Here is a 21195-nt window from a genome sequence, read left to right as displayed (position 1 = left end):
TGAGTTGTTTAGCGCATCACCGGAGTATTATTACTAATGATTTGAGTCATCCATTAATAAAAAGCCCCAAGCTAAGAGTCTCAAGGCCTATTGTATTCTATAACCTAAAATAGCACATATGAACTTAGCTATCTTTTATGTAAGGCCATTAAATTCGAACTTTAATGACTACTTTGCGAACTTTCTGTGGGGTTGCGCTCGTACCAGGCATATGAATGTCACCAGGGAAAAATAGCGCAAACATCCCCGCCTTTAGCGGAATAAATGCTGCGTCATCTTGGTTCGATTGAAAATCGAATTCGGCGTAATCATGCTTATCAAAATATGGCTTAGAAGGGGTTTGATTGGCTAAAGGTAAATAGCCAAACTCTTCTTCACCGCTAACCACATATTGCACATCAATATATTGACGATGAACTTCAAATGGCTCTGTTTCTTTGGGTTTAGTTTCATAATCATTAATGATAACGAAAATATCTTTGCCTTCGATTGGGTAGTTTCCTACCTCAAGTTGGCTAAAGTCGGTCTCGGCAAGATGGGCTAAGGCTTTGGCTAATCTCGGGCTGAGTGACGTATATAGGTGACGGTTAGTTAAAGTATCAACAATCATAAAAATTCCGTAAGATAATAATCACAAAAACATCATAGCGTGTTAGCGTTAAAGCATACAGTTTTAGCAAGATATCAGCATTACAAATATAAGAAGGATTGTACATTGCCTGCATTACGTTTACTTGCTGGACCAACTGCTTACGAACAACTTGAAGCGAACGGCTTGCAACAATCATTATTTACCCAGATTTTTGCTGCTTCAGGCGGGCCTAAATGGTTGGCGATAGCGGGTTTAGATAAATATTTATTTAGTGAGTTTTTTAAACAACGCCAAGATCCGCTCTATACCATGGGCGCCTCGTCGGGCGCATGGCGCTTATCTTGTATGGCACAACAAGACCCCATAGCGGCTTATGAAAGATTAGAACATTTTTATATCCATCAAGATTACCAAAAAAAACCAACGCGTGAACAAGTCAGTGCCCAAGTATTGCACATTGTGGATGGTATTCTGGGTGAGCAGCAAGGCGCTGATATTATTGCTAATCCGTTAATTCGCCATCATATGGTGGCGTGCCGCGCTCGGCATTTAAATCGCATTCAGGCCAAGTTTGGCTTAATGATTGGGCTGTCGATGGCGGCTGTGAGTAATGTGGTTAATCGTAAAAGCTTAGGTTGGCATTTTGAGCGGGTCATTCTGAGCCATAAAGATGATGCATCACCTTTTAGGCGCTTAAAAGATTTGCCGACTAAGCATGTTGAATTAACTCAAGACAATATTCGTCATGGACTATTGGCCAGTGGATCGATCCCGTTGCTACTTGATCCGGTTAAAGATCTGCAAGGATCGCCAAAAGGCCATTATTACGATGGCGGCATTACCGATTACCATTTTGATATGCCATTACCCGCAGCAACTGGCTTGAGTTTATATCCGCACTTTTATCCTTATATGAGCCCCGGCTGGTTTGATAAATCCCTGTTATGGCGCAAGGCCAAAGCCAATTACCACAATGGCTTAATTTTAGCACCGAGTAAGCAATTTATTGCCAGTTTACCCTTTAGTAAAATTCCAGACCGTGAAGATTTTAAGCATTTAGATACCCCAACTCGTATTGCTTATTGGCAGCAAAGTGTACAACAAAGTCAAATATTAGCGGATGAATTTGCCGAGATAGTCGCCTCTGGCACGATAATGGATCGTATTGAACGTTTGTAAAGTGGCCACTCTTTGAGTGTTTTTTGTGCCGTTTGTGAAAGATAGTCTTATTGAACTAGGTCTATTGAAATAAGATCAAGTGTAAATGGCTGGTGACGTCGGTAATAAGCATTATTTACACTGCTTAAGTTGTTGAAATATTAACCACTGCTACACTTGTCTTATTGATTTGACTTTAGTTCAGTAACTTCACCTATGGTGTAGGAGGCTGTTATGCAAACAAAAGAAGTGGCATTACTTATCCAAGATGGAGTGTTATTGCCAGGTGGTCGACTTGAAATTCGAGTGGTGACACCGAGCGATTTACGCATGGTTGCCGATGTACTCAAAGGCCACTATGGCTTAGCATTCGCGCCATTGAAACTCAATAGTGAGCCGCCTTGTTACATTGCCGTTACCCAATGTAATATCATTGATTTCAACCAGTTAGATGATGGCTCTTTAAGCATTATTATTGAAGGTTTACAGCGGCTTAAAATATTATCTGCAGTAAAAAAACGCGACGGTTGCTGGATAGCCCGCGCGCTTCCTTGCGCTAATTGGGATCATGAACCCATTGCGGGCGAGTTTGAAATTATCAGTGCCGCACTGGACCAATTTTATCAAGTGAATCCAGATTTACTGGAATTGTATTCACAAACTCATTTAGAAGATGCTACTTGGGTTAGTCAGCGTTGGTTAGAAGTCTTACCTATGTATAATCGCGATAAGTTGATTCTTGTCGAGCAACCTAACTGCCATAAAACCATGGATTTTGTCCTGCAGTTGCTCAAATCGCATGTGGATGTATGACGCATGACGTGGCTTATTGAGATAGTGATAATCAAGATACAATCTGGGCCTAGCCTGATAAGATAGCGTTATCATTTTGCCATTTGTTATCTTCATATAGCCAAGTTATTTATGCCTAATTCAGCAAACTATAGCAAGAGTCACACTCAATCAGCCTCCAAAACAGCAACCGCCGCCATTGCCGCTCAACCTTCGTATATTGTGTTACCACGCGCGACTGAGTTAGCGGGCAAGCAATACCAAACTGTGTTGGAGTTTTTGGTTGATCATTTTCAGCAAATCGATATCAGCGTATGGCAACAGCGGATTAACGATGGCAAAGTGCATTGGCTAAATGGTGAATTAATTACCGCTGACAGTGCTTATCAAGCTACTGCGCGGGTATATTATTACCGTGAAGTGTTAGCCGAAACGCAAGTGCCGTTTGCAGAGCAAGTACTGTATCAAGACAGTCATACCATTATCGTCTACAAGCCGCATTTTTTACCTGTAACGCCAGGTGGTAATTACGTTAACGAATGCCTAGTACATCGATTACGTATTTCGACACAAATTGACACTGTTGCACCCGCTCATCGGCTCGATAAGGACACCGCAGGGGTGATGTTAATGACACTCAATCCACAAACTCGGCATGCTTATCATCAATTGTTTTTAGATGGCAACATCACTAAAAACTATCAGGCCATTGCAAAGATAACCCCGCAATTATTGACTCAATTAGCTGATAATAGCTGTGCATTACCTATCCACTGGACGGTGAAAAATCGTATCGCCCCAGCTAACCCAAGCTTTACTATGCAGGTGATTGAAGGTGAGGCCAATAGCCATTCTGAAATAAGCTTAGTGGCAGTAAAAGGTGATTTAGGATTATTTGAGTTAAGCCCGATTACTGGCAAAACTCATCAATTACGAGTACATATGCTGAGTCTGGGCATGCCTATCATCAATGATCGCTTTTATCCGGTGTTACAACCTAAAGGGCCGGATAATTTTGATAAACCATTACAGTTATTGGCTAAACGCTTGCGTTTTATTGATCCTGTCAGTGGTATTGAACAAGATTTCCAGTGCCAAGGTTTAGCTTTTTAGTCCATTTTTAACGACTAAAAAAACCGCCATCAATATGTTGATGGCGGTTTTAGGTTTGATACTCGTCTTTTACACTAGAGATTTATGCGACTTTATTCTGCTTTAGCGTGCTTAATCCCTTTGCTGTTTTTCATTGGGTCGCCATCATAACCAAGGGCTTGCCAGTTTAAACGTTGGCCTTTGTTATGGCAGTCATTACACTGTAATGCTTTATCTTTTGGTGACACCATATGGTTGATACGCCACCACATTTCGGTTTCAACAAAACCATGTTTACCGCTGTACTTAAGTCCTTTTTCTACCATGGTTGGGTTCGCTTCCATACCCAGTTTGGCCGCTAAGTCCCAATCAAAGTCAGTCCAGTAACCACCTTTACCGTATGTTTTAGGGGTCAGTAATATGTTGAGTTCGGTGTCGTATATTTGCTTACCTGTATGCACTTTAAATGGATAGATTTTAGCTTTAGGGTCTTTTATATCACCTAATGGAAAAGCTAATTTTACCACTGTAGTTGGATCAATTTTGTCGCCCGCCATGTAGGCATCTGCGTGACCGTTAAACCAAGCGTATTGTGGTGGAACGTCTTTTTGCCAAATAAAGCTGCCTTTCTTTTTCATAAAGGTGTGCTTGCCATATTGGTCTGTAGTTTCAGGAAGATCTTGTCCTGCCTTTGACCAGTCCCAACGCATTTTAGTGGGTTCATTTTTAGCAAATGACGGTATATGACAGGTCTGACACGCTACTGTTGCAGTATGTGTATTAAGCTTTTTATTTTTGTGAGGCGCGGCATCATGGCAGTTTTCACAGCCAATTTTGTTTTCACCACCAGGTGATACGCCCATAGCGTTACCGCTGATTTGATGATTTTCAGTGACGTGACAAGTTTGGCACTGGAAGTCATTACCGTCGGTGTCCATGTGGACATCGGTTGCCTTGTCTGGGTAAGCCATTGATGAGTCTAAATCACCATGTTTAACGGCATCACCACCGCCGCCGTAGAAGTGGCAACTGCCGCAATTATCACGTACGGGCGCTCCCACATTCTGTGCTACGTTCGTTAAATTGACTTTGGCTAACGGTTCACCTGCACCAGCTGGATCTTTAATGTACGTCCCTGTTGTGTCATGACATACCAAGCAATCGACTTTGGTCATGTCTTTAAAATCAAATGTAGAATCTTTCCAACCATAACCCGCATGGCAACTGGTACAACGTGGTTCATTGCCAGAGATCGACACACAAAAGTTGTTGATGCTATTTTTCTTGCCTCTTTTAACTGTGCGACCTGGCAGTTTTTGTTCTAACTCCCAAGTCCAGTGCGAAGATTTCATAAATTCTTCGGCATGTTCTTGATGGCAAGTTAAGCATTGTGTTGTCACCTCGGTGCCGCTGGTAAAAGGCCCTTGTAACGCCTCTTTGTGGTTAAAGGCAGCCTGCGCACTACTGCTTAATAACAATAATACAGCCAGTGCTGATAATAGTTTCATGGTGTTTGTCCTTACCCCTGAGCTTGTGATCAGGGGGGCCAAGTTAGAAGGTTAAGTGAGTGTTAGAAGTTAACGGTCAGTGAGGCATTGACGTCATAAGCAGTGTCAACCACAGGCAACATTGAGTAGGCACTACCGGCAATCACATCGTCAATTTTCTGAGGAGCACCCACTGGTGAGCCACTTCCGGTATATTCATAGTCGTAATACAAACCGGCTAACTTGATAAACATTTTTGGATTAATATCAAAGATATAATAGGCTTCGGCAACATGACCGCGGGTGGCTAACTTACTGCCGATTGGGTCGTCTTGTGCTTGGGTGAAGGGACTCCAGTATTTAGAACCATAGTTATATTCCAAGCCGAATTTACCGAAGGGGGCAGGGATTTGCATACCCACATAAATGCCATAACCGTCTTTGGTGTCGCTATCAACGGTTTCTTTTGGCACCATAATGATTTCAGTACCTGTGCTATTAAGTTCGGCTTCAAATACCGCATCGCTTAACATGCCGCCGAATAAACCGGCATTGCCGTTAGGTTCTGCACGAGTCCAGCCGAGTGAAGCAAACACTTTCATATCGTCATCGGATTCATAGGCATAACCAAGTCCACCTAAGTACATATCACCAATCACACCGCTTGGTTGCACGCGGGTGACGAAGTTAAAGTTGTCAAATTTTTGCATGTCTTGATACATGGTTGGGGCAAAGATGCCTGCCAGTTGAGTTGGGAATGCCATGGTGCCTGTAAAGCCATCATTGACATCTTTAGCGCCGAATAAGGTGAACTGTAAGAAATGGTTACCGTCATTAATCACGTCGATATTAAACCCGCCGAGGTGGGTGTCTTTAGTGATGATGTCACCAAACAATTCGCCATTACCGTACTGTGACTCAAAGCCTTGACCGTAGCAAAAACGTACAGTTTGCCCTTCAATACCTGTGATATCACCTAAGTTGTAACCTAAGGTAAGACCATCGAAGTTGAAATTGACTAAGTGGCCTGATGGTGTGCCGCCTCTGAGTTCATTTTCACGATAATGACTTGGTGGGCCATAGGTAGAAGGACGACGCCCAATAGAGAGGTAAACGCCACTATCGTTAATATCTTTCCAGTTAAAATAGGCGCGCTCTACTTTTAACTCATCACCACTGGTGCTTCCGCTACTGGTGCCATCCATGGTGAATGAGTTCCACGAGTCGAATACTTTAACCCCAGCTGAGTCTCCCCAACTCTTAAACATGGTTAAGCGTCCAGCAAAGCTGACGTTGTCCCATACTTTGGCGTCAATGTTTAGGCGTAACCGGGTTGTGTAAAATATGTCGTTATTAATATCTTGTTGGGTTTTCTGGCCTAACACCATTGGCATAATGCCTTGCAGCATACCGCTTTGAAATGCGCTGGCTAAATCAGGATTAGCCATCATCATTTGGCCCAATGGTGAGGTGGCACTATTTGGATCGCCAAATGCTCCTGACATGGCTTTCGCGCCAAAATCAGAAAAGTTAACGTTCATGGCAGGGTTCCATGTGACATTTTGATAATGTAATGAGTGTGCTTTGGTTCTAAAGTCACCAGTGATGGACACTCTGTCCAGTGCCGTATGGCGCTCGGTTTTATCAACCCGTGAGTTTAAGTCGTCAAGATCTTCGGTAATGGTGGCCAGTTGTTGTTTAAGATCGGCAATTTTTTGTGCATCGGTGTCTGCCGCTAAGCTAGCGCCGCTCATGAAAAGCGCATTAGCTACAAGTATTGATATCAGAGTTCTCATCATCTTTCTCTCCCCCTAAACTTGCCAAATGTATAAGCTGATGTGGCAAATTTTTGGTGTAAAAATCCCTGAGGCTAAGCCTCACTATTTTGTCAGTTTGGTTATTGGCTGATGTGACGCTTAAGACGACAAGGCCCTAAGCTGTAATGACTTAGCCACAGGTTGCTGGTTGGTCTGAATCGGCTGCGTGGTCATATAAAAACTGTTGAATATCTTTCAAGTCTTTTTCTGATAGCGCCTCGAAAACAGCAGGTTTGGCTTTATGCATATCACGGGTGAAAAAGCGATCCCACTGGCTCATGGTTTTGGTCATAGGGGTGAGCTCTTTGCCTTCACTATTGGCACTGTGGCAAGCTTTACATTCTTTTTTATAAAGATGTTTACCTTTTTTAGGGTTACCACCTTCTGCAGCCATTACTTGGCTACCAAGAGAAAATGCAATCGCGATTGCAATACCAACTTTAACGTAAATGTTCATCATTTTATCCTCTACAAAGCTTTTTATGGCTGGTGCCTTAGCAACATATATTTATTGTTTTGCTGTAAATAATGTTACCTAAAAGGGGGTAGTGTTAATTTGAAGTAGATCATATCCATGAGAAAAAACTAATTGAAAAAAAGTTAATTGATAAAAATCTAATGTAGTTGGTGTGATGCAGATCTATTGTCTAGAGGGTAATAGTTTGCTAGAGGATAAATTAACGTTTGGTGACAGGGATTCAGCCACATAAAATAATGCGCAGCCCTGTTTATTGGAAGGTCATTTGATAAAGAGAATCAGTGAGTGGCGTTAAATTAATGCGATTGTCGACTTTATTACTAATATTGTTGCGCTAATGCTACACAATATTAATGTCGCAGCCCGGGTTTTCTCTTTATCGACACGGCCAATTAATCGACCAGAGACAAGGTAGCCAGCAATGACTGAGGGGAGTAATAGCAGTGATAGCCATAAATGTTTTACTTCAACTAAGCCGACAACGGCTAAAATAGCCAATGCGATTAATGAGCTAAAGACAAAAAAGGCTGATAGCGCCGCTCTAAATTGACTGGCATCTTGACCGGCAAGTAAAATGGCCATTGGTGGGCCGCCGATCGCAGCGATATTGCCAAATATGCCCGAAAATACCCCAGCGATAAATAAACTGATGCGATTGATTGGTGCGGTAAAGCGAAAGACGCTTAGGATAACGGCAATAAACACGATTGCTGCAATCACCAAGCCTAGTATGGCTTGTGGTGCAAACAGTAATAACCCAGCACCTAAAAATCCTCCTGGAACACGTCCAAGTAAGGCATATTGTAATCCATTAAACTGTAGGTGGCCGCGCTCTCTAAACAAGGTCATTGCAGAGATTGCAAAACCCATGGCAATAATAGGAACGGGAACTAATTGAGGATTAACAATATACAGCAGTGGGCTTGCTACAACGGCTAACCCAAAGCCAATTAAGCTTTGGGTTAGCGCGCCAAAAAATACAATAATTGATGCCAGTATCAAAGTGGTTGGATCGATAAATGACATCATAATTTCTCTTTAAAATATTACTGCTTATAGCAATCCACATTGAAATTGGATCTATTTTAGGCGTACAGCAACTATGCCTTTAAAGACTGCCTCGAATACCACGCTAATCATTTTCGCTAAAAGAGCAAACTTCAATAAGGATTGGTATCAATGGGCAGTTTTAAAGTAGGTGAGGGATTCATTAACCTGTAGGTTATTCGAGCTCTTCCCATTCGATACCCATATCATCCATTAACTTTTTCGCTTCACTTGGAATGCTATCAGGCTGATCTTTTGATAAATCACCGTCATAAGGTAATGGTTGACCTGTGTACGCGTGCAAAAATGCTTCGCATAGCAGTTCACTGTTAGTTGCATGGCGCAGATTATTTATCTGGCGACGCGTCCGCTCATCTGTCAGTACTTTTAATACTTTTAAAGGGATAGAAACCGTAATTTTTTTTACTTGTTCATTTTTTTTGCCGTGTTCGGCATATGGGCTGATATATTCGCCATTCCATTCAGTCATTAACTTACCCTTAACGATAAATACGCTGCAGATTTTAAACCGTTACAATCTCTAGTCAAATTATTGCTACTATTTAATCCCGATGCAAATAGATTTCTCGATGTTTAGACGTCTAAACGTCTATTTTGGTTGACTCGGGGAGAACTCTTCGGTAAATTTGGACGTCTAGACATCTATTGTGTGTTTGTGACTTTTTAGGAATCAATTATGACTCAGTATCAAAGTGCCACTTTGGCCGTTCGCCAGGGTATAGAAACAGACACACAACATGGTGCTATCGTGCCGCCGATTTATTTATCGACCAATTATTCATTTGATGGCCACACTAATCCTCGCGAGTTTGACTACAGCCGTTCAGGTAATCCGACGCGTTGTATATTAGGTGAGGCGATTGCAAAACTTGAGCAAGGTGTAACTGGTGTGGTGACATGTACCGGCATGGCGGCCATTACCTTAGTGACCAGTTTGTTGGGCCCAGATGATTTATTGGTTGTGCCGCACGATTGTTATGGTGGCAGTTACCGTTTATTTACTAACCTGGCCAAAAAAGGTCAATTTAAGTTATTGGTTGTTGATCAAACTGATGCGCAAGCGCTGGGCAACGCGATAGCGCAAAATCCCAAAATGGTCTGGTTAGAAACGCCATCAAATCCATTACTGCGGGTAGTCGATATTAATGCGATCAGTATCGCTTGCCATGAGGTTGGCGCGTTAGTGGCGGTTGATAACACTTTTTTGTCGCCAATATTACAACAACCTTTGTTGTTGGGGGCCGATATCGTTATTCACTCAACCACCAAATACATTAATGGTCACAGTGATGTGGTCGGTGGCGCTGTGGTGGCTAAAGATGCTGAAGTGGGTGAATTATTACATTGGTGGTCAAACACCCTTGGATTAACCGGTTCTGCTTTTGATAGCTATTTAACCTTACGTGGCTTAAGAACGCTGGCAGTCCGCATTCGTGAGCATCAACGTAATGCGCAAAAAATTGTAGAATTACTCAATGCCAGTGATGTGGTTGCCAAGGTGTATTACCCAGGGCTAAAAGACCATCCGGGTCACGAAATTGCCGCAAAACAACAACAAGGTTTTGGCGCTATGTTAAGTTTTGAATTAACCGGTGGCGAAGCTGAAGTGGTGGCCTTTTTACAGGCATTATCTTTGTTTAGTATTGCTGAAAGTTTAGGCGGAGTGGAAAGTTTAGTTGCTGTTCCTGCCACCATGACTCACCGTGCAATGGACCCACAGGCAAGGCAACAGGCTGGTATTAAAGACACTTTACTGAGATTATCTGTCGGTATTGAAGATGCAGATGACCTGCTCGTGGATATTCAAGCCGGTCTCGCCGCTGTTACAGCGATAAAATCAGCTTGAGTTGGCTTAATTCGAGTTTAAGTTTGCTGTGGTTACGGCCAAATAAAGTAAAATAGAAAATATGCACTTGCCACACTATTTATTTCAAATTAGAAGTATAGCCGTCGCAATAAAAGTCTTAGTTGTTTAAGGAGTTAGTAATGACGCGAAGTCATTTACATAAGTTTGGTGGTTCAAGTTTAGCGGATGCAGATTGCTATCGCCGTGTTGCCCATATTTTGCTTACACATGGTCAAAGTGATGATTTAGTTGTGGTATCGGCCGCCGGCAAAACGACTAACTTTTTATACAAATTACTCACTCTGCGTGACAGCGGTCAGTTATGGCAAGAAGAGCTTCAAGTGCTGATCAGTTATCAGCAGACATTAATTGAACAGTTATTATCAAATGAGCTGGCTCGTGACCTACGTGAGCGCCTGTCGACTGACAAATCGCAATTAGTTAGTTTATTGTCTTTAGAGCAGCGTAATGACTACCAATTAAACCAAGTGGTCAGTTTTGGTGAGCGTTGGTCTGCACGCCTTATGGCCGCATTGCTGAGAGAAATGGGTGTAACAGCCACTCATGTGGATGCGTGTTCTATTTTGGTTGCAGACGAAGGTGCTATTCCCAATATTTTAGTGGCGCAATCGCGTGAAAAAGTACAAGCCTTACTCGCTTTGCATCCGCAAGAGCGTTTAGTTATTACAGGTTTTATTTGTGCTAATCGTCATGGTGATACGTTATTGCTGGGCCGTAATGGTTCAGATTTTAGTGCTACCTTAATTGCCAGTTTAGCCGACATTGAGCGTGTGACGATTTGGACTGATGTTGAAGGGGTATTTAACGCCGACCCGAATAAAATTAATGACGCTAAATTACTCAAGAGTATGTCACTAGCAGAAGCGGATCGCTTAGCTCGTCTGGGCTCGCCTGTATTGCACTCGCGTACCCTACAGCCATTGTTTAATACTCACGTAAGTTTAGCCGTGCGGTCCAGTTATGCTTCACACACTGACTTTACCTTGATTGCTCCACTGAGTTCATCAGCCAGTGCACCCGTTGTGACTAACTTAAATGAAGTGGTGTTGTTTAGTTTTAAAATGAACGCTGACATTGAGCCGTTACTGACTATTTTAGATAACGTTGGCATTACGCCTTTAGCTTATTGGTCGCTAGCACAGAATAAGATTGAACTTGCACTTACCCTAGAGTGCCAGAAACAAGTACAGGCCTTATTGACGCAATACAGCAGTGAGTTTGGTATTGACGAGTTAAGTGCCCAAACTGATTTAGGTTTAGTGGCCCTTGTCAGTGCTGATGCGCATCACTTTAGACGCAGTTTTGCCCGATTACTTAGCCGCGATGCTAAACCTGTTTATCAAGATTCATTGAGCTTAGTCACCTTAGTGCCGCAAGCTCAAGTGAGCTTATTGACTCAGAAAGTGCATCGTCGTTGCGCTGGGCCAAGAATGCGCATCGGAGTGTTATTGTTGGGCGTGGGCAATATAGGTGAGGCGTGGATTGATTTATTTAAACGCGCAAGCCCTGCATTGGATCACGAACTTGAGGCTACTGTTGAGTTAGTGGGTTTAGTCGGCTCGAAAAAAGCCTTAATCTCTAATGACGGAATTAACCTCGAGCAATGGCAACAAGATTATCAGCAGCACGGCATTGAATGGGATTATGACAAATTGTTTGATCAGTTGGCGCTGTTGTCATGCGATGAAATCGTCGCACTCGATATCAGTGCCAGTGCAGCGTTAACCTTACAATATCCAGAGTTATTTGCCCGCGGTATTCATGTGGTGAGCGCGAATAAATTAGCCGGCTCTGGGCCATTACCTTTTTATCGCGAATTAAAACTGCAACTCAGTAATCGTCGCTTGTTTTGGCGTTATAACGCAAGTTGTGGCGCCGGTTTACCAATACAACATGCATTAAATGATTTACGTAACAGTGGCGACACAATTGAGGCCGTTGGTGGCATATTTTCCGGCACCTTGTGTTGGCTGTTCGAAAATTATGACGGCAGTAAACCGTTTTCTGAATTAGTACTCCACGCTCGAAGTTTAGGTATTACAGAACCTGATCCGCGTGATGACTTGTCGGGCCGCGATATGCAACGTAAGTTGTTAATCTTGGCGCGCGAGATTGGTTTGGCGATAGAATTAGATGATATCAGTCTTAACTCGTTAGTGCCCAAAGCCTTAGCAGAGTTATCACTTGAAGACTTTTTATCACGCATCAGTGAATTAGATGATGGTTTGTTGCAGCAATATGTCGCCGCAACAGAGCAACATAAAGTACTGCGCTATGTGGCTTCGTTGGATAAAGTGGAAGGTAAGTTACAAGCTGAAGTGAGTTTGCAGTGGGTGGATAATCATCATCCTTATGCCAATTTAACCCCAGGCGATAATGTGTTTGTTATTCGCAGTACGTTTTATCAAGGTAACCCTTTGATTATCCGCGGACCAGGGGCCGGGCGTGAGGTGACTGCTGCTGCGGTGCAGTCCGATTTAGTGCATATCTGTAAAGACCTGTTGCAAGAGTAGGTCAATTAAGTTGTCATCCCGGTAACACTTTGGAGCCGGGGTTTAGCTTTTTTGCCTGCGGCCATCAACGTCAGCCCGACACTTCACTATTTCGTCAGCCCGACACTTCACTATTTAGTCATTTTGATATTTCACTATTTCGTCATTCCGGCAATGCTTGTGAGCCGGAATCCAGCACTATTATTTATTGCTTTGTACTTATAGCCAGCGGCCAGCTTAGTGGTGCTTGGCTCATAACAGAGTAAAGGGGTAGGGCGTTTATACCCTTTTGCAAACCCTTAGCGCCCGATCAACATTTCCTGGAAAGCGAACACTTCACGACAGGGTTTTATCCTACTGTTCACGTATTCTGTTATGGAAAGTTTTCAACGACCTCAATGTTAGTTAGCATTACCGTTATGGATAAAGCCAACTAGCGATTTATGCTCTTATCAATATCGCCACACATGAATACTGACTCTCTGGGCAAAAGGATATCCAATGCAAAGGCCAACAAAGGAACAAATTCGAGATTTACCCCTTTATGACGGTATTAGTTTAGAGAATATCATCGTCGTTACAAACAAAGCCGACTCTATAAATGCACTAGCGGAGTTAAGAACTCATTCTTGTTTAGGGTTTGATACAGAGAGCAAACCTTGTTTTGTAAAAGGTGAGGTCAGTGATGGACCTCATTTAATTCAGATAGCCACAAAATCTAAAGTATTCTTATTTCCTACAAAATTTTATGAAAACTTTACTGCAATTGCTGAAATATTATCTGACCCGACAATAAAGAAGGTAGGTTTTGGATTGAAAGAAGATAAAAAACTTCTTTTTAGAAAATTTGGCATTAAATTAATCAATACAGAAGAACTATCTTCAAAGGTGATGCGTTTTGCGCAAGTTAAACAACGCGTTGGCGCTAGAGTTGCGGTTGCGATGTTTTTTAATCAACGGCTATCTAAGAGTGCACAACAATCCAATTGGTCAATATTCCCCTTACACGATCATCAGAAAAGATACGCCGCAAATGATGCACATAGCGCATTATTAATTGCTCTCGAAATAGAAAGACAGAGCCATTCATCTCCCTAAAGAATATGAGCCTCTCACCAATTAATTTAATAGACAACATTAGCTTATTTGACCAAATAAATAAGCTTGTTGACAATTAGTTAGGGTCATCAAGTTTCCTGCACTGCCTCTGCGCTTAATCACTCACCTATTAAACCCGTTGCTTGATTTCTACTCGTTTGTTCTCAAGCTTTTTTGCTATGTTGAATTTGTCTTTTTAGCTAAAGCTAACCATTGCTTGAGAATCTCTATTTTGTGATTATCAAAGTGTTATAAATTTAAATTATCAATTAGATAAGTTTTGATAATTTTTATTCATTCACTGTCCGCCGTAAGATTACGCCATCGAACAAAGACGAATCAATAGTATTTAGGAGTAAGTTATGAAAATGAATCATGTAGGTTTGATGGTTGGCGACATGGATAAAGCGGTTGATTTTTATACTAAAGCGCTGGGACTAAGAGTGGTGATGGGTAACACTAAGGTTCAAGAAGAACGTAAAACCGCTATTGGCAGAATGTGTGTGGCCGTTTTTGGTGAAGGCTTTAAAGGCTTTAACATTGCACACTTAGTCACGACTGATGGTATTGGTGTGGAGATGTTTGAAATGATCGACCGTCAACAACGTCACGAAGTTGATTTTACCCGTCTTGGTATCTTCCACTTTTGTTTGCAAACAGATGACTTTGAAGGCGCTATTGCGCGTACGGAGCAATATGGCGGTAAAGTAAGAATGGACATTATGCGCTACCACCCAGAAGACGACAGTAAGCTAGCACAAATGGTCTACTTAGAAGACCCGTTTGGCAACTTGTTTGAACTTTACTCGCACAGCTATGAAGAAACTTACTCTACTGATTACGAGTAATTTGTTTAAGGATATCCGTATTACTTTAACGCTACCTAGATGGTAGCTTTTTTATGTCATGGGAAACATTTCTGAGGTTACTTTTAGCATTTTTGCAGAGAAACTTAAAATATATCAAATGATTAAATAAGCTAACCAGCTTCATTAGAGTAACACTCGCTTTTTATTAACCGCATAAGAAACTCATTTATTGTCAGTTTGATGGTTTATCACACCGTGATTTGATAAAGGCTTGCAGACATATGCAGATGTCTGCGTAACTGATTTGAGCTGTTATGCACTAAAAGGAATACAGTGAACACTTATAGTCGGTCTGTAGTCATTTTTATTGTGGTTCAAAGGATTTGGCTGGTTTCGTTAGCGCTCGCGTTATTGCTTGCGATTGAGCTGTAGACTTAAATTGGTTAATTGATGGTATTTTAGCTTGACTTAGGATGCAGTTAAACTAGTATATGGACATATAGACGTCCAAACGGCTAAATTAAAAGTTAGTTAATTGGTATTGGCTCCTAAGTTTTACAGAAGTTGAAGGAATACATTATGGCTTTTCATCATGCGCAACATGCCCAGTCGTTAAATCAGAGCTTGTCTGAGCTGAATGATATTAATGTTTCTTTTGAATTCTTCCCGCCATCAACGCCAGAGATGGAAGAGATCCTGTGGAATTCAGTTCGTCGTTTAGAGCCGTTAAACCCTAAATTTGTCTCTGTGACTTATGGTGCCAATTCCGGCGTACGTGATCGTACTCATAGCGTGATTGAACGTATTCAGAAAGAGACGAATCTTCTAGCGGCACCGCATTTAACCTTGGTTGATGCTAGTGATGAAGAGTTAGTTGAACTGGCAAAGCATTATTGGAATTCAGGTATTAGAGACATTGTCGCCTTACGTGGTGATTTACCTGAAGGCAGCCCAAAACCAACTCGCTTTGCTAATGATTTAGTACGTTTATTACGTTCAGTGGCAGATTTTGATATTTCGGTTGCGGCGTATCCTGAGGTTCATCCAGATGCGCGTAACGCTCAGGCTGATTTAATTAACTTGAAGAAAAAAATTGATGCGGGCGCCAACCGTGCCATTACTCAGTTTTTCTTTGATGTTGAATCCTATTTACGTTTTCGCGATCGCTGTGTCACCGCTGGCATAGATGTTGAAATTATCCCTGGCATTTTGCCGGTGACTAACTTTAAGCAAACTAAACGTTTTGCTGGAATGACTAACGTGGCGATTCCACATTGGTTACATCGCCAATTTGAAGGTTTAGATGACGACCCTGCAACTCGTCAGTTAGTTGGAGCCAACGTTGCGATTGATATGGTAAAAGTATTGTCTCGTGAAGGGGTTAAAGATTTTCATTTTTATACTCTTAACCGTGCCGAATTAACTTATGCTATTTGCCATACGTTAGGTGTGCGTCCAAAGTAAACAGGCATAACGACTCTACGCCTATTTTATCGTTGCAAAAATGCTCATTCATTTAAACCATTAAATTGCGCCTTTTGCCTTGAACTAAGCGTAAATAGCTTAGCGTTGAATAGGCCGTCCTATTCAAAAAAGTTAAATTAGAATGGCTGCTAAGTCGATAGCAACAGACGCAGTGGTCATAGTCTCTAACCCCGTTAATGATTTCATTAGCGGGTTTTTTGTTTAATATTTATGGCCTTTTGTGTGAGTATTCGACGTTTGCCGTATTCTTTTTTTCATATTTATAGCCTATGGTATATTAACAACAATTAATAACTAAAAAGGTGTGATGATGAAAACATCCTTTTATGTACTCACTGTATTGGCTGGCTTAACCATAGTTAATATTGTGCAAGCAAATGCTGCAGAACCTCAACAAGCCATTCCACCCGCCGCTCAGTTATGTACTTCTTGTCATGGTGCTCAAGGTCAAGGAATTGATATCATTGGCCCTCGTTTAGCTGGTTTATCGGCTGAATACATTACCAATCAACTCAAGTTGTTTCATGCCGGTAAACGTCAAAACCCCACCATGCTAGCAATGGCTGCCACGGTACAAGGTGATAATATTGGCCTAGTGGCACAATATTTTAGCCAACAGCCAGTTGCTGATATTTCGCTGCAATTTCGCGGTGACAAGGTTGCCATTAGTGATCCCTCTGAAAGATTAGCCTTTCAAGGCGATTGGTCGCGAACTATTCCGGCGTGTACCAGTTGTCATGGGCCATCGGCAATTGGCGGAGGCAATTTCCCTCGCTTAGCAGGCCAGCAAGCCAGTTACATCAAGACCCAACTATTAGCTTGGCAAGACGGCACTCGAACCGGTGATGTTGACAATATGATGGGTAATATTGCGCGGAAATTAACAGCTGCCGAAATCGATGGTTTATCGCAGTATTTTGCCAATATAAAATAAGGACATGGCTATGAAATTATTATCGCTATTGAGCATTGGTGTCCTGTTTAGCTTGCCTTTACAGGCCAATGAAATGTTAACTGAAGTCCCTGCTACAGCTTCAGCAGCACTACCTGATCGCCAAGCGGCATTGCCTGCAGTACCTAAAAAAGTGGGTGAGAACTATCTACAACCTGCGTCATTAACCGATATTCCTGCGGGAGTTTTTGGTGACAAAGTTCGCCTAGGTTATCAATTGTTCGTGAATACTCAAACGCTTAGAGATAAGTACGTTGGTAATCAACTCAGTTGTGCTAATTGTCATATGAATGCAGGGCAACAAGCTAATTCGTCGCCTTTATGGGGGGCATATTTTGCCTATCCGGCCTATCGTAAGAAAAATGATAAAGTGAACAGCTTTCAAGAGCGTGTTCAAGGTTGTTTTACTTATTCAATGAACGGTAAAGCGCCCGAGTCTGGTTCTCCTGAGTTAGTGGCAATATCTGCTTATTCATACTGGTTAGGCATGAGTGGATTAATGGCACAATATAACGTTAGCGGCCCTGTGCCTGAGTTATCTGATGCTGAATTAGTGAAAGGTGCAATGCGGGATGATTTCCCGATGCCAGAGGCCATTGCCAAAAATTTAGATACCAAAGCGCTAAGTCAGTTACCTGGACGGGGCTTTCCTAAAGCGCCAGATCCAGAATTAGCCTATGCGCCGGAGCGCGGTATGATTGTTTATCAAGCTCATTGCCAAACTTGTCATGGCGAAGATGGTCAAGGACAAATAATCGCTGGGGTTGCTGCCTTGCCGCCATTATGGGGACCTCAAAGCTTCAACTGGGGCGCTGGAATGCATCGGGTAAATACGGCTGCTGATTTTATTTATGAAAATATGCCGTTAGGTAAAAGTGTCCCGCTTACCGTTCAGCAAGCTTGGGATGTTGCCGCTTATGTTAATTCGTTTGATCGCCCACAAGATCCTCGTTTTGATGGTGATGTGAGTAAGACTCAAGCCACATACCATCAGCACCAGGGCTATTATGGCCAATCGGTTGCTGGTAAGCCTATTTTAGGGACTGATTCGTATCCGGTTTTTCCGCTTAAAAATACAGTTAAACCTTGATATCTATCTGAATTAAGATGAACCTATGAATGATGCCCATTGAGTGAACGCTTAATGGGCTTTTTTGTAAGTGTACACATTACTTAGACAGAGCTTATTGAGCATAGCGATCAGAAATGGCAGTATGTTGATCTTAGCTTTTATTTATTATTACCTCATAGGTTGGGCAATGACATTATTCACCTTTGCTGCACAATTGTGCCCACTGTGCCAACAAGATAATGCTTGTGCCATGGAGCAAGGATTAGCCATAGATGCATGTTGGTGCGCTAAGCAAACAGTGGATATGCCCTCAGTTATTGCGCAGTTTAACGCAACATCTTCTGGGGTTGATTTACCCAATAATCAATGTGTTTGTCAGTCTTGTATGGCTAAATTAGTGCAACAATCTGATATTGATGCTGTTGAAACTTATTCACCCTAACCTTAGATTGCTCATTAGCGAAATCTCAATGCTATTTGAGTGATGGTTTGTGTTACCGCTTCGAAGCGGCTTAACTTGGCATATAAACACTTAACGCCAATCAATAGCTGCTTTGATGTCCTCGTTCTTGTCCTTCCCAAGTAAGCTAATATTTTTATTTATCGACCTATAAACCAATATTGGTACTTATTTATAACCGTCTCTGAATGCATATTTGTGTCATGGCAGAACAATGCGCGATTTATATTAATGGGGGGATCTTCTGATGACTTTAGGACGGTATTATTGAAGTCGGCGCTAGTCACATATACATGGTTGCTATGATTAACGAAATCGAGGTAATCTAAAATGATTGTTTTTCAACGGAGTTGGGCTGTTGAGGGGGGAATCAGAAGATAATTAACCTCAGTTTTGGATAATAAACGGTTTTCAAACAGCCTTGTGAGTAAAGCACAGTGTAGGTTTGATTTTGTAGATTTGGTATGACTCCCGTTTAAACGTTTTATCCTGTCTATTATCCGCGAGGTGAGGTTAGTTAATAATAATTATAACTTTAGACATAAATCATTACTCATTATGAGGTTTTTACATGGAAGCAGTCACACAATTTGTCAATATGGTTAACGGTATAGTATGGGGTGTTCCCATGCTAATTATGATTTTAGGTGTCGGGCTATTTCTGTCGATTGGCTTAAAATTCATGCCTATTTTAAAGCTAAATCGAGGCTTTAGATTGTTATGGGCGGGTCGTCAGGTTACAGATGATAGCGAAAAGGGTGATGTTAGCCCGTTTAATGCATTAATGACCTCATTATCAGCCACTATTGGTACCGGTAACATTGCGGGTGTGGCAACGGCGATTTTTATTGGTGGTCCGGGTGCGCTATTTTGGATGTGGTGTACGGCGCTCGTGGGTATGGCGACTAAGTTTTCGGAAGCAGTTTTGGCGGTGAGGTTTCGTGAAACAGATGCTAATGGCAACCATGTTGGTGGCCCTATGTATTACATCAAAAACGGTTTAGGCAGTAAGTGGGCTTGGTTAGGTACTGCATTTGCTATTTTTGGCTCTATTGCTGGTTTTGGTATTGGTAATACCGTACAAGCTAACTCGGTTGCGGATGCGATGAGCAGTAATTTTGGCGTGCCTAGTTGGGTGACAGGCGTGGTGTTAATGGTGCTGGTTGGTGCGGTACTGATGGGCGGTATTAAGCGTATTGCAGAAGTAGCTGGTAAGCTAGTGCCATTAATGACAGTGTTTTATATTACTGCGGGTTTAGCGGTATTGATTGTTAATGCAGCGCAAGTACCCGCGGCTTTTCTGTTAATTATTGAAAGTGCTTTTAACCCGGTCGCAGCCCAAGGTGGTTTTGCAGGCGCAGCGGTATGGGCTGCAATTCGATTTGGTGTAGCGCGAGGCGTATTTTCCAATGAAGCTGGTTTAGGTAGTGCCCCGATTGCTCATGCCGCAGCACAAACTAATAATCCTGTAAAACAAGGTTTAGTCGCTATGTTAGGCACGTTTATTGACACCCTTATTGTGTGTTCAATTACCGGTTTGGCTATTGTGGTTTCTGGTGCGTGGACATCAGGTGAAAACGGCGCGGCGTTAACCTCATTGGCATTTTCAAATGCATTGCCTATGGGAAATTATATTGTGGCAATTGCATTGGCTATATTTGCCTTTACCACCATTTTAGGTTGGAGTTTTTACAGTGAAAAATGTGTCCAATACCTTTTAGGTGATAAAGCCGTCAAACCATTTCGTCTAATTTGGACCTTAGTTGTACCGATAGGCGCAGTCAGTTCGTTAGAGTTTATTTGGTTATTAGCTGACACATTAAATGCGATGATGGCGATTCCAAACTTAATTGCGTTGGTGTTGTTAAGTCCTGTGGTGTTTGGCTTAACTCGTGAGTATTTTATTAAGCAACGAGCTTTGAAAGCTAACGCTTAAACTCGTCTAGTTAACGACTCACGTTAATATTTCGCAATCGTGGTTAAGCATGTTCATTGGTAAATAGATGAACATGCTTCCTTAAAAGGATTTTTATGAAACATCTTACTTTTGCTGTATCAAGCGCAGCGTTATTGATGGTGATGCTCTTGTCCGGGTGTTCTAATCTGTCGCTGCGAACAAATGCGGGTACCATTGCGCTTGGCAATGCTAAGATAGCAGAGATTGATACTTATACCTCTGGAGAAATATCCCGGTTCAAAGCAAAGTTTCTAGGCGATGTGACCACTTCATATTGTGAAGTCTCATCGGATCCTGATAAGTTAGATGATCTCCCTAGCTTGTCTTCAATGACTAAATCGCTCAAATTACAAGTGAAACAACGTGGTGGAAATGCCATTGTTATGAAGCAATGCGGCAAAGTTAATTACCCATCGTGTGCTGTGTATTTAGAGTGTAATGGTGAGGCGTATGTCATCGACCGAGGTATTTAGATAGATTCGTTACTTAGTGTCTATTAGTGCAATATAGTGAGCGTTA

At 42.1% G+C, this 21195-nt stretch carries 19 protein-coding genes; 13 read left to right on the top strand and 6 right to left on the bottom strand.

All coding sequences use genetic code 11. From position 1 onward, the window contains the following. Positions 1-148 precede the first annotated feature (148 nt). Positions 149-610, bottom strand: coding sequence for a NanQ anomerase/TabA/YiaL family protein (locus GW828_RS03630; protein ID WP_182696771.1), 462 nt, complete (start codon positions 608-610; stop codon positions 149-151). A 105-nt stretch (positions 611-715) separates the two neighbouring features. Between GW828_RS03630 and GW828_RS03625 the strand changes: the two genes are divergently transcribed. The 3 genes from GW828_RS03625 to GW828_RS03615 all read left to right on the top strand — a co-directional run bounded on the left by GW828_RS03625 (position 716) and on the right by GW828_RS03615 (position 3655). Continuing rightward, entirely contained in the window at positions 716-1771 is a 1056-nt protein-coding gene (locus GW828_RS03625) for a patatin-like phospholipase family protein (RefSeq protein WP_273057873.1), read from the top strand. A 213-nt stretch (positions 1772-1984) separates the two neighbouring features. Further along, positions 1985-2563 carry an LON peptidase substrate-binding domain-containing protein gene (locus tag GW828_RS03620; protein ID WP_273057874.1) on the top strand — a complete coding sequence of 193 codons (579 nt, stop codon included), beginning with the start codon at positions 1985-1987 and terminating at the stop codon, positions 2561-2563. Positions 2564-2674: 111 nt separating this feature from the next. Continuing rightward, positions 2675-3655 carry a pseudouridine synthase gene (locus GW828_RS03615; RefSeq protein WP_273057875.1) on the top strand — a complete coding sequence of 327 codons (981 nt, stop codon included), beginning with the start codon at positions 2675-2677 and terminating at the stop codon, positions 3653-3655. Between the two features lie 92 nt (positions 3656-3747). Here GW828_RS03615 and GW828_RS03610 read toward each other — a convergent pair whose 3' ends face one another. The 5 genes from GW828_RS03610 to metJ all read right to left on the bottom strand — a co-directional run bounded on the left by GW828_RS03610 (position 3748) and on the right by metJ (position 8953). Beyond that, a complete protein-coding gene (locus GW828_RS03610) occupies positions 3748-5142 on the bottom strand; it encodes a tetrathionate reductase family octaheme c-type cytochrome (protein ID WP_182696768.1) in 1395 nt (464 codons plus the stop codon). Positions 5143-5204: 62 nt separating this feature from the next. Continuing rightward, positions 5205-6917 carry a DUF3373 domain-containing protein gene (locus tag GW828_RS03605; protein WP_182755626.1) on the bottom strand — a complete coding sequence of 571 codons (1713 nt, stop codon included), beginning with the start codon at positions 6915-6917 and terminating at the stop codon, positions 5205-5207. A gap of 151 nt (positions 6918-7068) precedes the next feature. Continuing rightward, positions 7069-7398 (bottom strand): c-type cytochrome, encoded by a 330-nt coding sequence (locus GW828_RS03600; protein ID WP_124015148.1) that lies wholly within the window; start codon positions 7396-7398, stop codon positions 7069-7071. Positions 7399-7707: 309 nt separating this feature from the next. After that, entirely contained in the window at positions 7708-8445 is a 738-nt protein-coding gene (locus GW828_RS03595; protein ID WP_182696767.1) for a sulfite exporter TauE/SafE family protein, read from the bottom strand. 193 nt (positions 8446-8638) lie between these two features. After that, positions 8639-8953 carry a met regulon transcriptional regulator MetJ gene (metJ, locus tag GW828_RS03590; protein ID WP_011638970.1) on the bottom strand — a complete coding sequence of 105 codons (315 nt, stop codon included), beginning with the start codon at positions 8951-8953 and terminating at the stop codon, positions 8639-8641. A 207-nt stretch (positions 8954-9160) separates the two neighbouring features. Between metJ and metB the strand changes: the two genes are divergently transcribed. The 10 genes from metB (at position 9161) to GW828_RS03540 (ending at position 21149) form a co-directional block, all read left to right on the top strand. Continuing rightward, positions 9161-10330 (top strand): cystathionine gamma-synthase, encoded by a 1170-nt coding sequence (gene metB / locus GW828_RS03585; protein ID WP_273057876.1) that lies wholly within the window; start codon positions 9161-9163, stop codon positions 10328-10330. A gap of 140 nt (positions 10331-10470) precedes the next feature. Continuing rightward, positions 10471-12864, top strand: coding sequence for a bifunctional aspartate kinase/homoserine dehydrogenase II (locus GW828_RS03580; RefSeq protein ID WP_124015145.1), 2394 nt, complete (start codon positions 10471-10473; stop codon positions 12862-12864). Positions 12865-13344: 480 nt separating this feature from the next. Then, positions 13345-13941: a 3'-5' exonuclease gene (locus GW828_RS03575; RefSeq protein WP_273057877.1), complete on the top strand. Its 597-nt coding sequence runs from the start codon at positions 13345-13347 to the stop codon at positions 13939-13941. A 362-nt stretch (positions 13942-14303) separates the two neighbouring features. Continuing rightward, positions 14304-14789 (top strand): VOC family protein, encoded by a 486-nt coding sequence (locus tag GW828_RS03570; RefSeq protein ID WP_273057878.1) that lies wholly within the window; start codon positions 14304-14306, stop codon positions 14787-14789. Positions 14790-15329: 540 nt separating this feature from the next. Beyond that, positions 15330-16214, top strand: coding sequence for a methylenetetrahydrofolate reductase (gene metF / locus GW828_RS03565; protein ID WP_124015142.1), 885 nt, complete (start codon positions 15330-15332; stop codon positions 16212-16214). A 331-nt stretch (positions 16215-16545) separates the two neighbouring features. Continuing rightward, positions 16546-17169: a c-type cytochrome gene (locus tag GW828_RS03560; protein ID WP_273057879.1), complete on the top strand. Its 624-nt coding sequence runs from the start codon at positions 16546-16548 to the stop codon at positions 17167-17169. A 10-nt stretch (positions 17170-17179) separates the two neighbouring features. Then, positions 17180-18277, top strand: coding sequence for a c-type cytochrome (locus GW828_RS03555; RefSeq protein ID WP_273057880.1), 1098 nt, complete (start codon positions 17180-17182; stop codon positions 18275-18277). 169 nt (positions 18278-18446) lie between these two features. Then, positions 18447-18701, top strand: coding sequence for a cysteine-rich CWC family protein (locus GW828_RS03550; RefSeq protein ID WP_273057881.1), 255 nt, complete (start codon positions 18447-18449; stop codon positions 18699-18701). A 589-nt stretch (positions 18702-19290) separates the two neighbouring features. Then, positions 19291-20655 (top strand): alanine/glycine:cation symporter family protein, encoded by a 1365-nt coding sequence (locus GW828_RS03545; protein ID WP_124015138.1) that lies wholly within the window; start codon positions 19291-19293, stop codon positions 20653-20655. A gap of 95 nt (positions 20656-20750) precedes the next feature. Next, positions 20751-21149 (top strand): hypothetical protein, encoded by a 399-nt coding sequence (locus GW828_RS03540; RefSeq protein WP_259395240.1) that lies wholly within the window; start codon positions 20751-20753, stop codon positions 21147-21149. Positions 21150-21195: the final 46 nt, after the last annotated feature.

It is taken from the genome of Shewanella vesiculosa (genome assembly GCF_009994065.1).
GTDB classification, from domain to species: Bacteria; Pseudomonadota; Gammaproteobacteria; order Enterobacterales; family Shewanellaceae; genus Shewanella; species Shewanella vesiculosa.
This window is presented reverse-complemented; position numbering and strand designations above follow the sequence as displayed.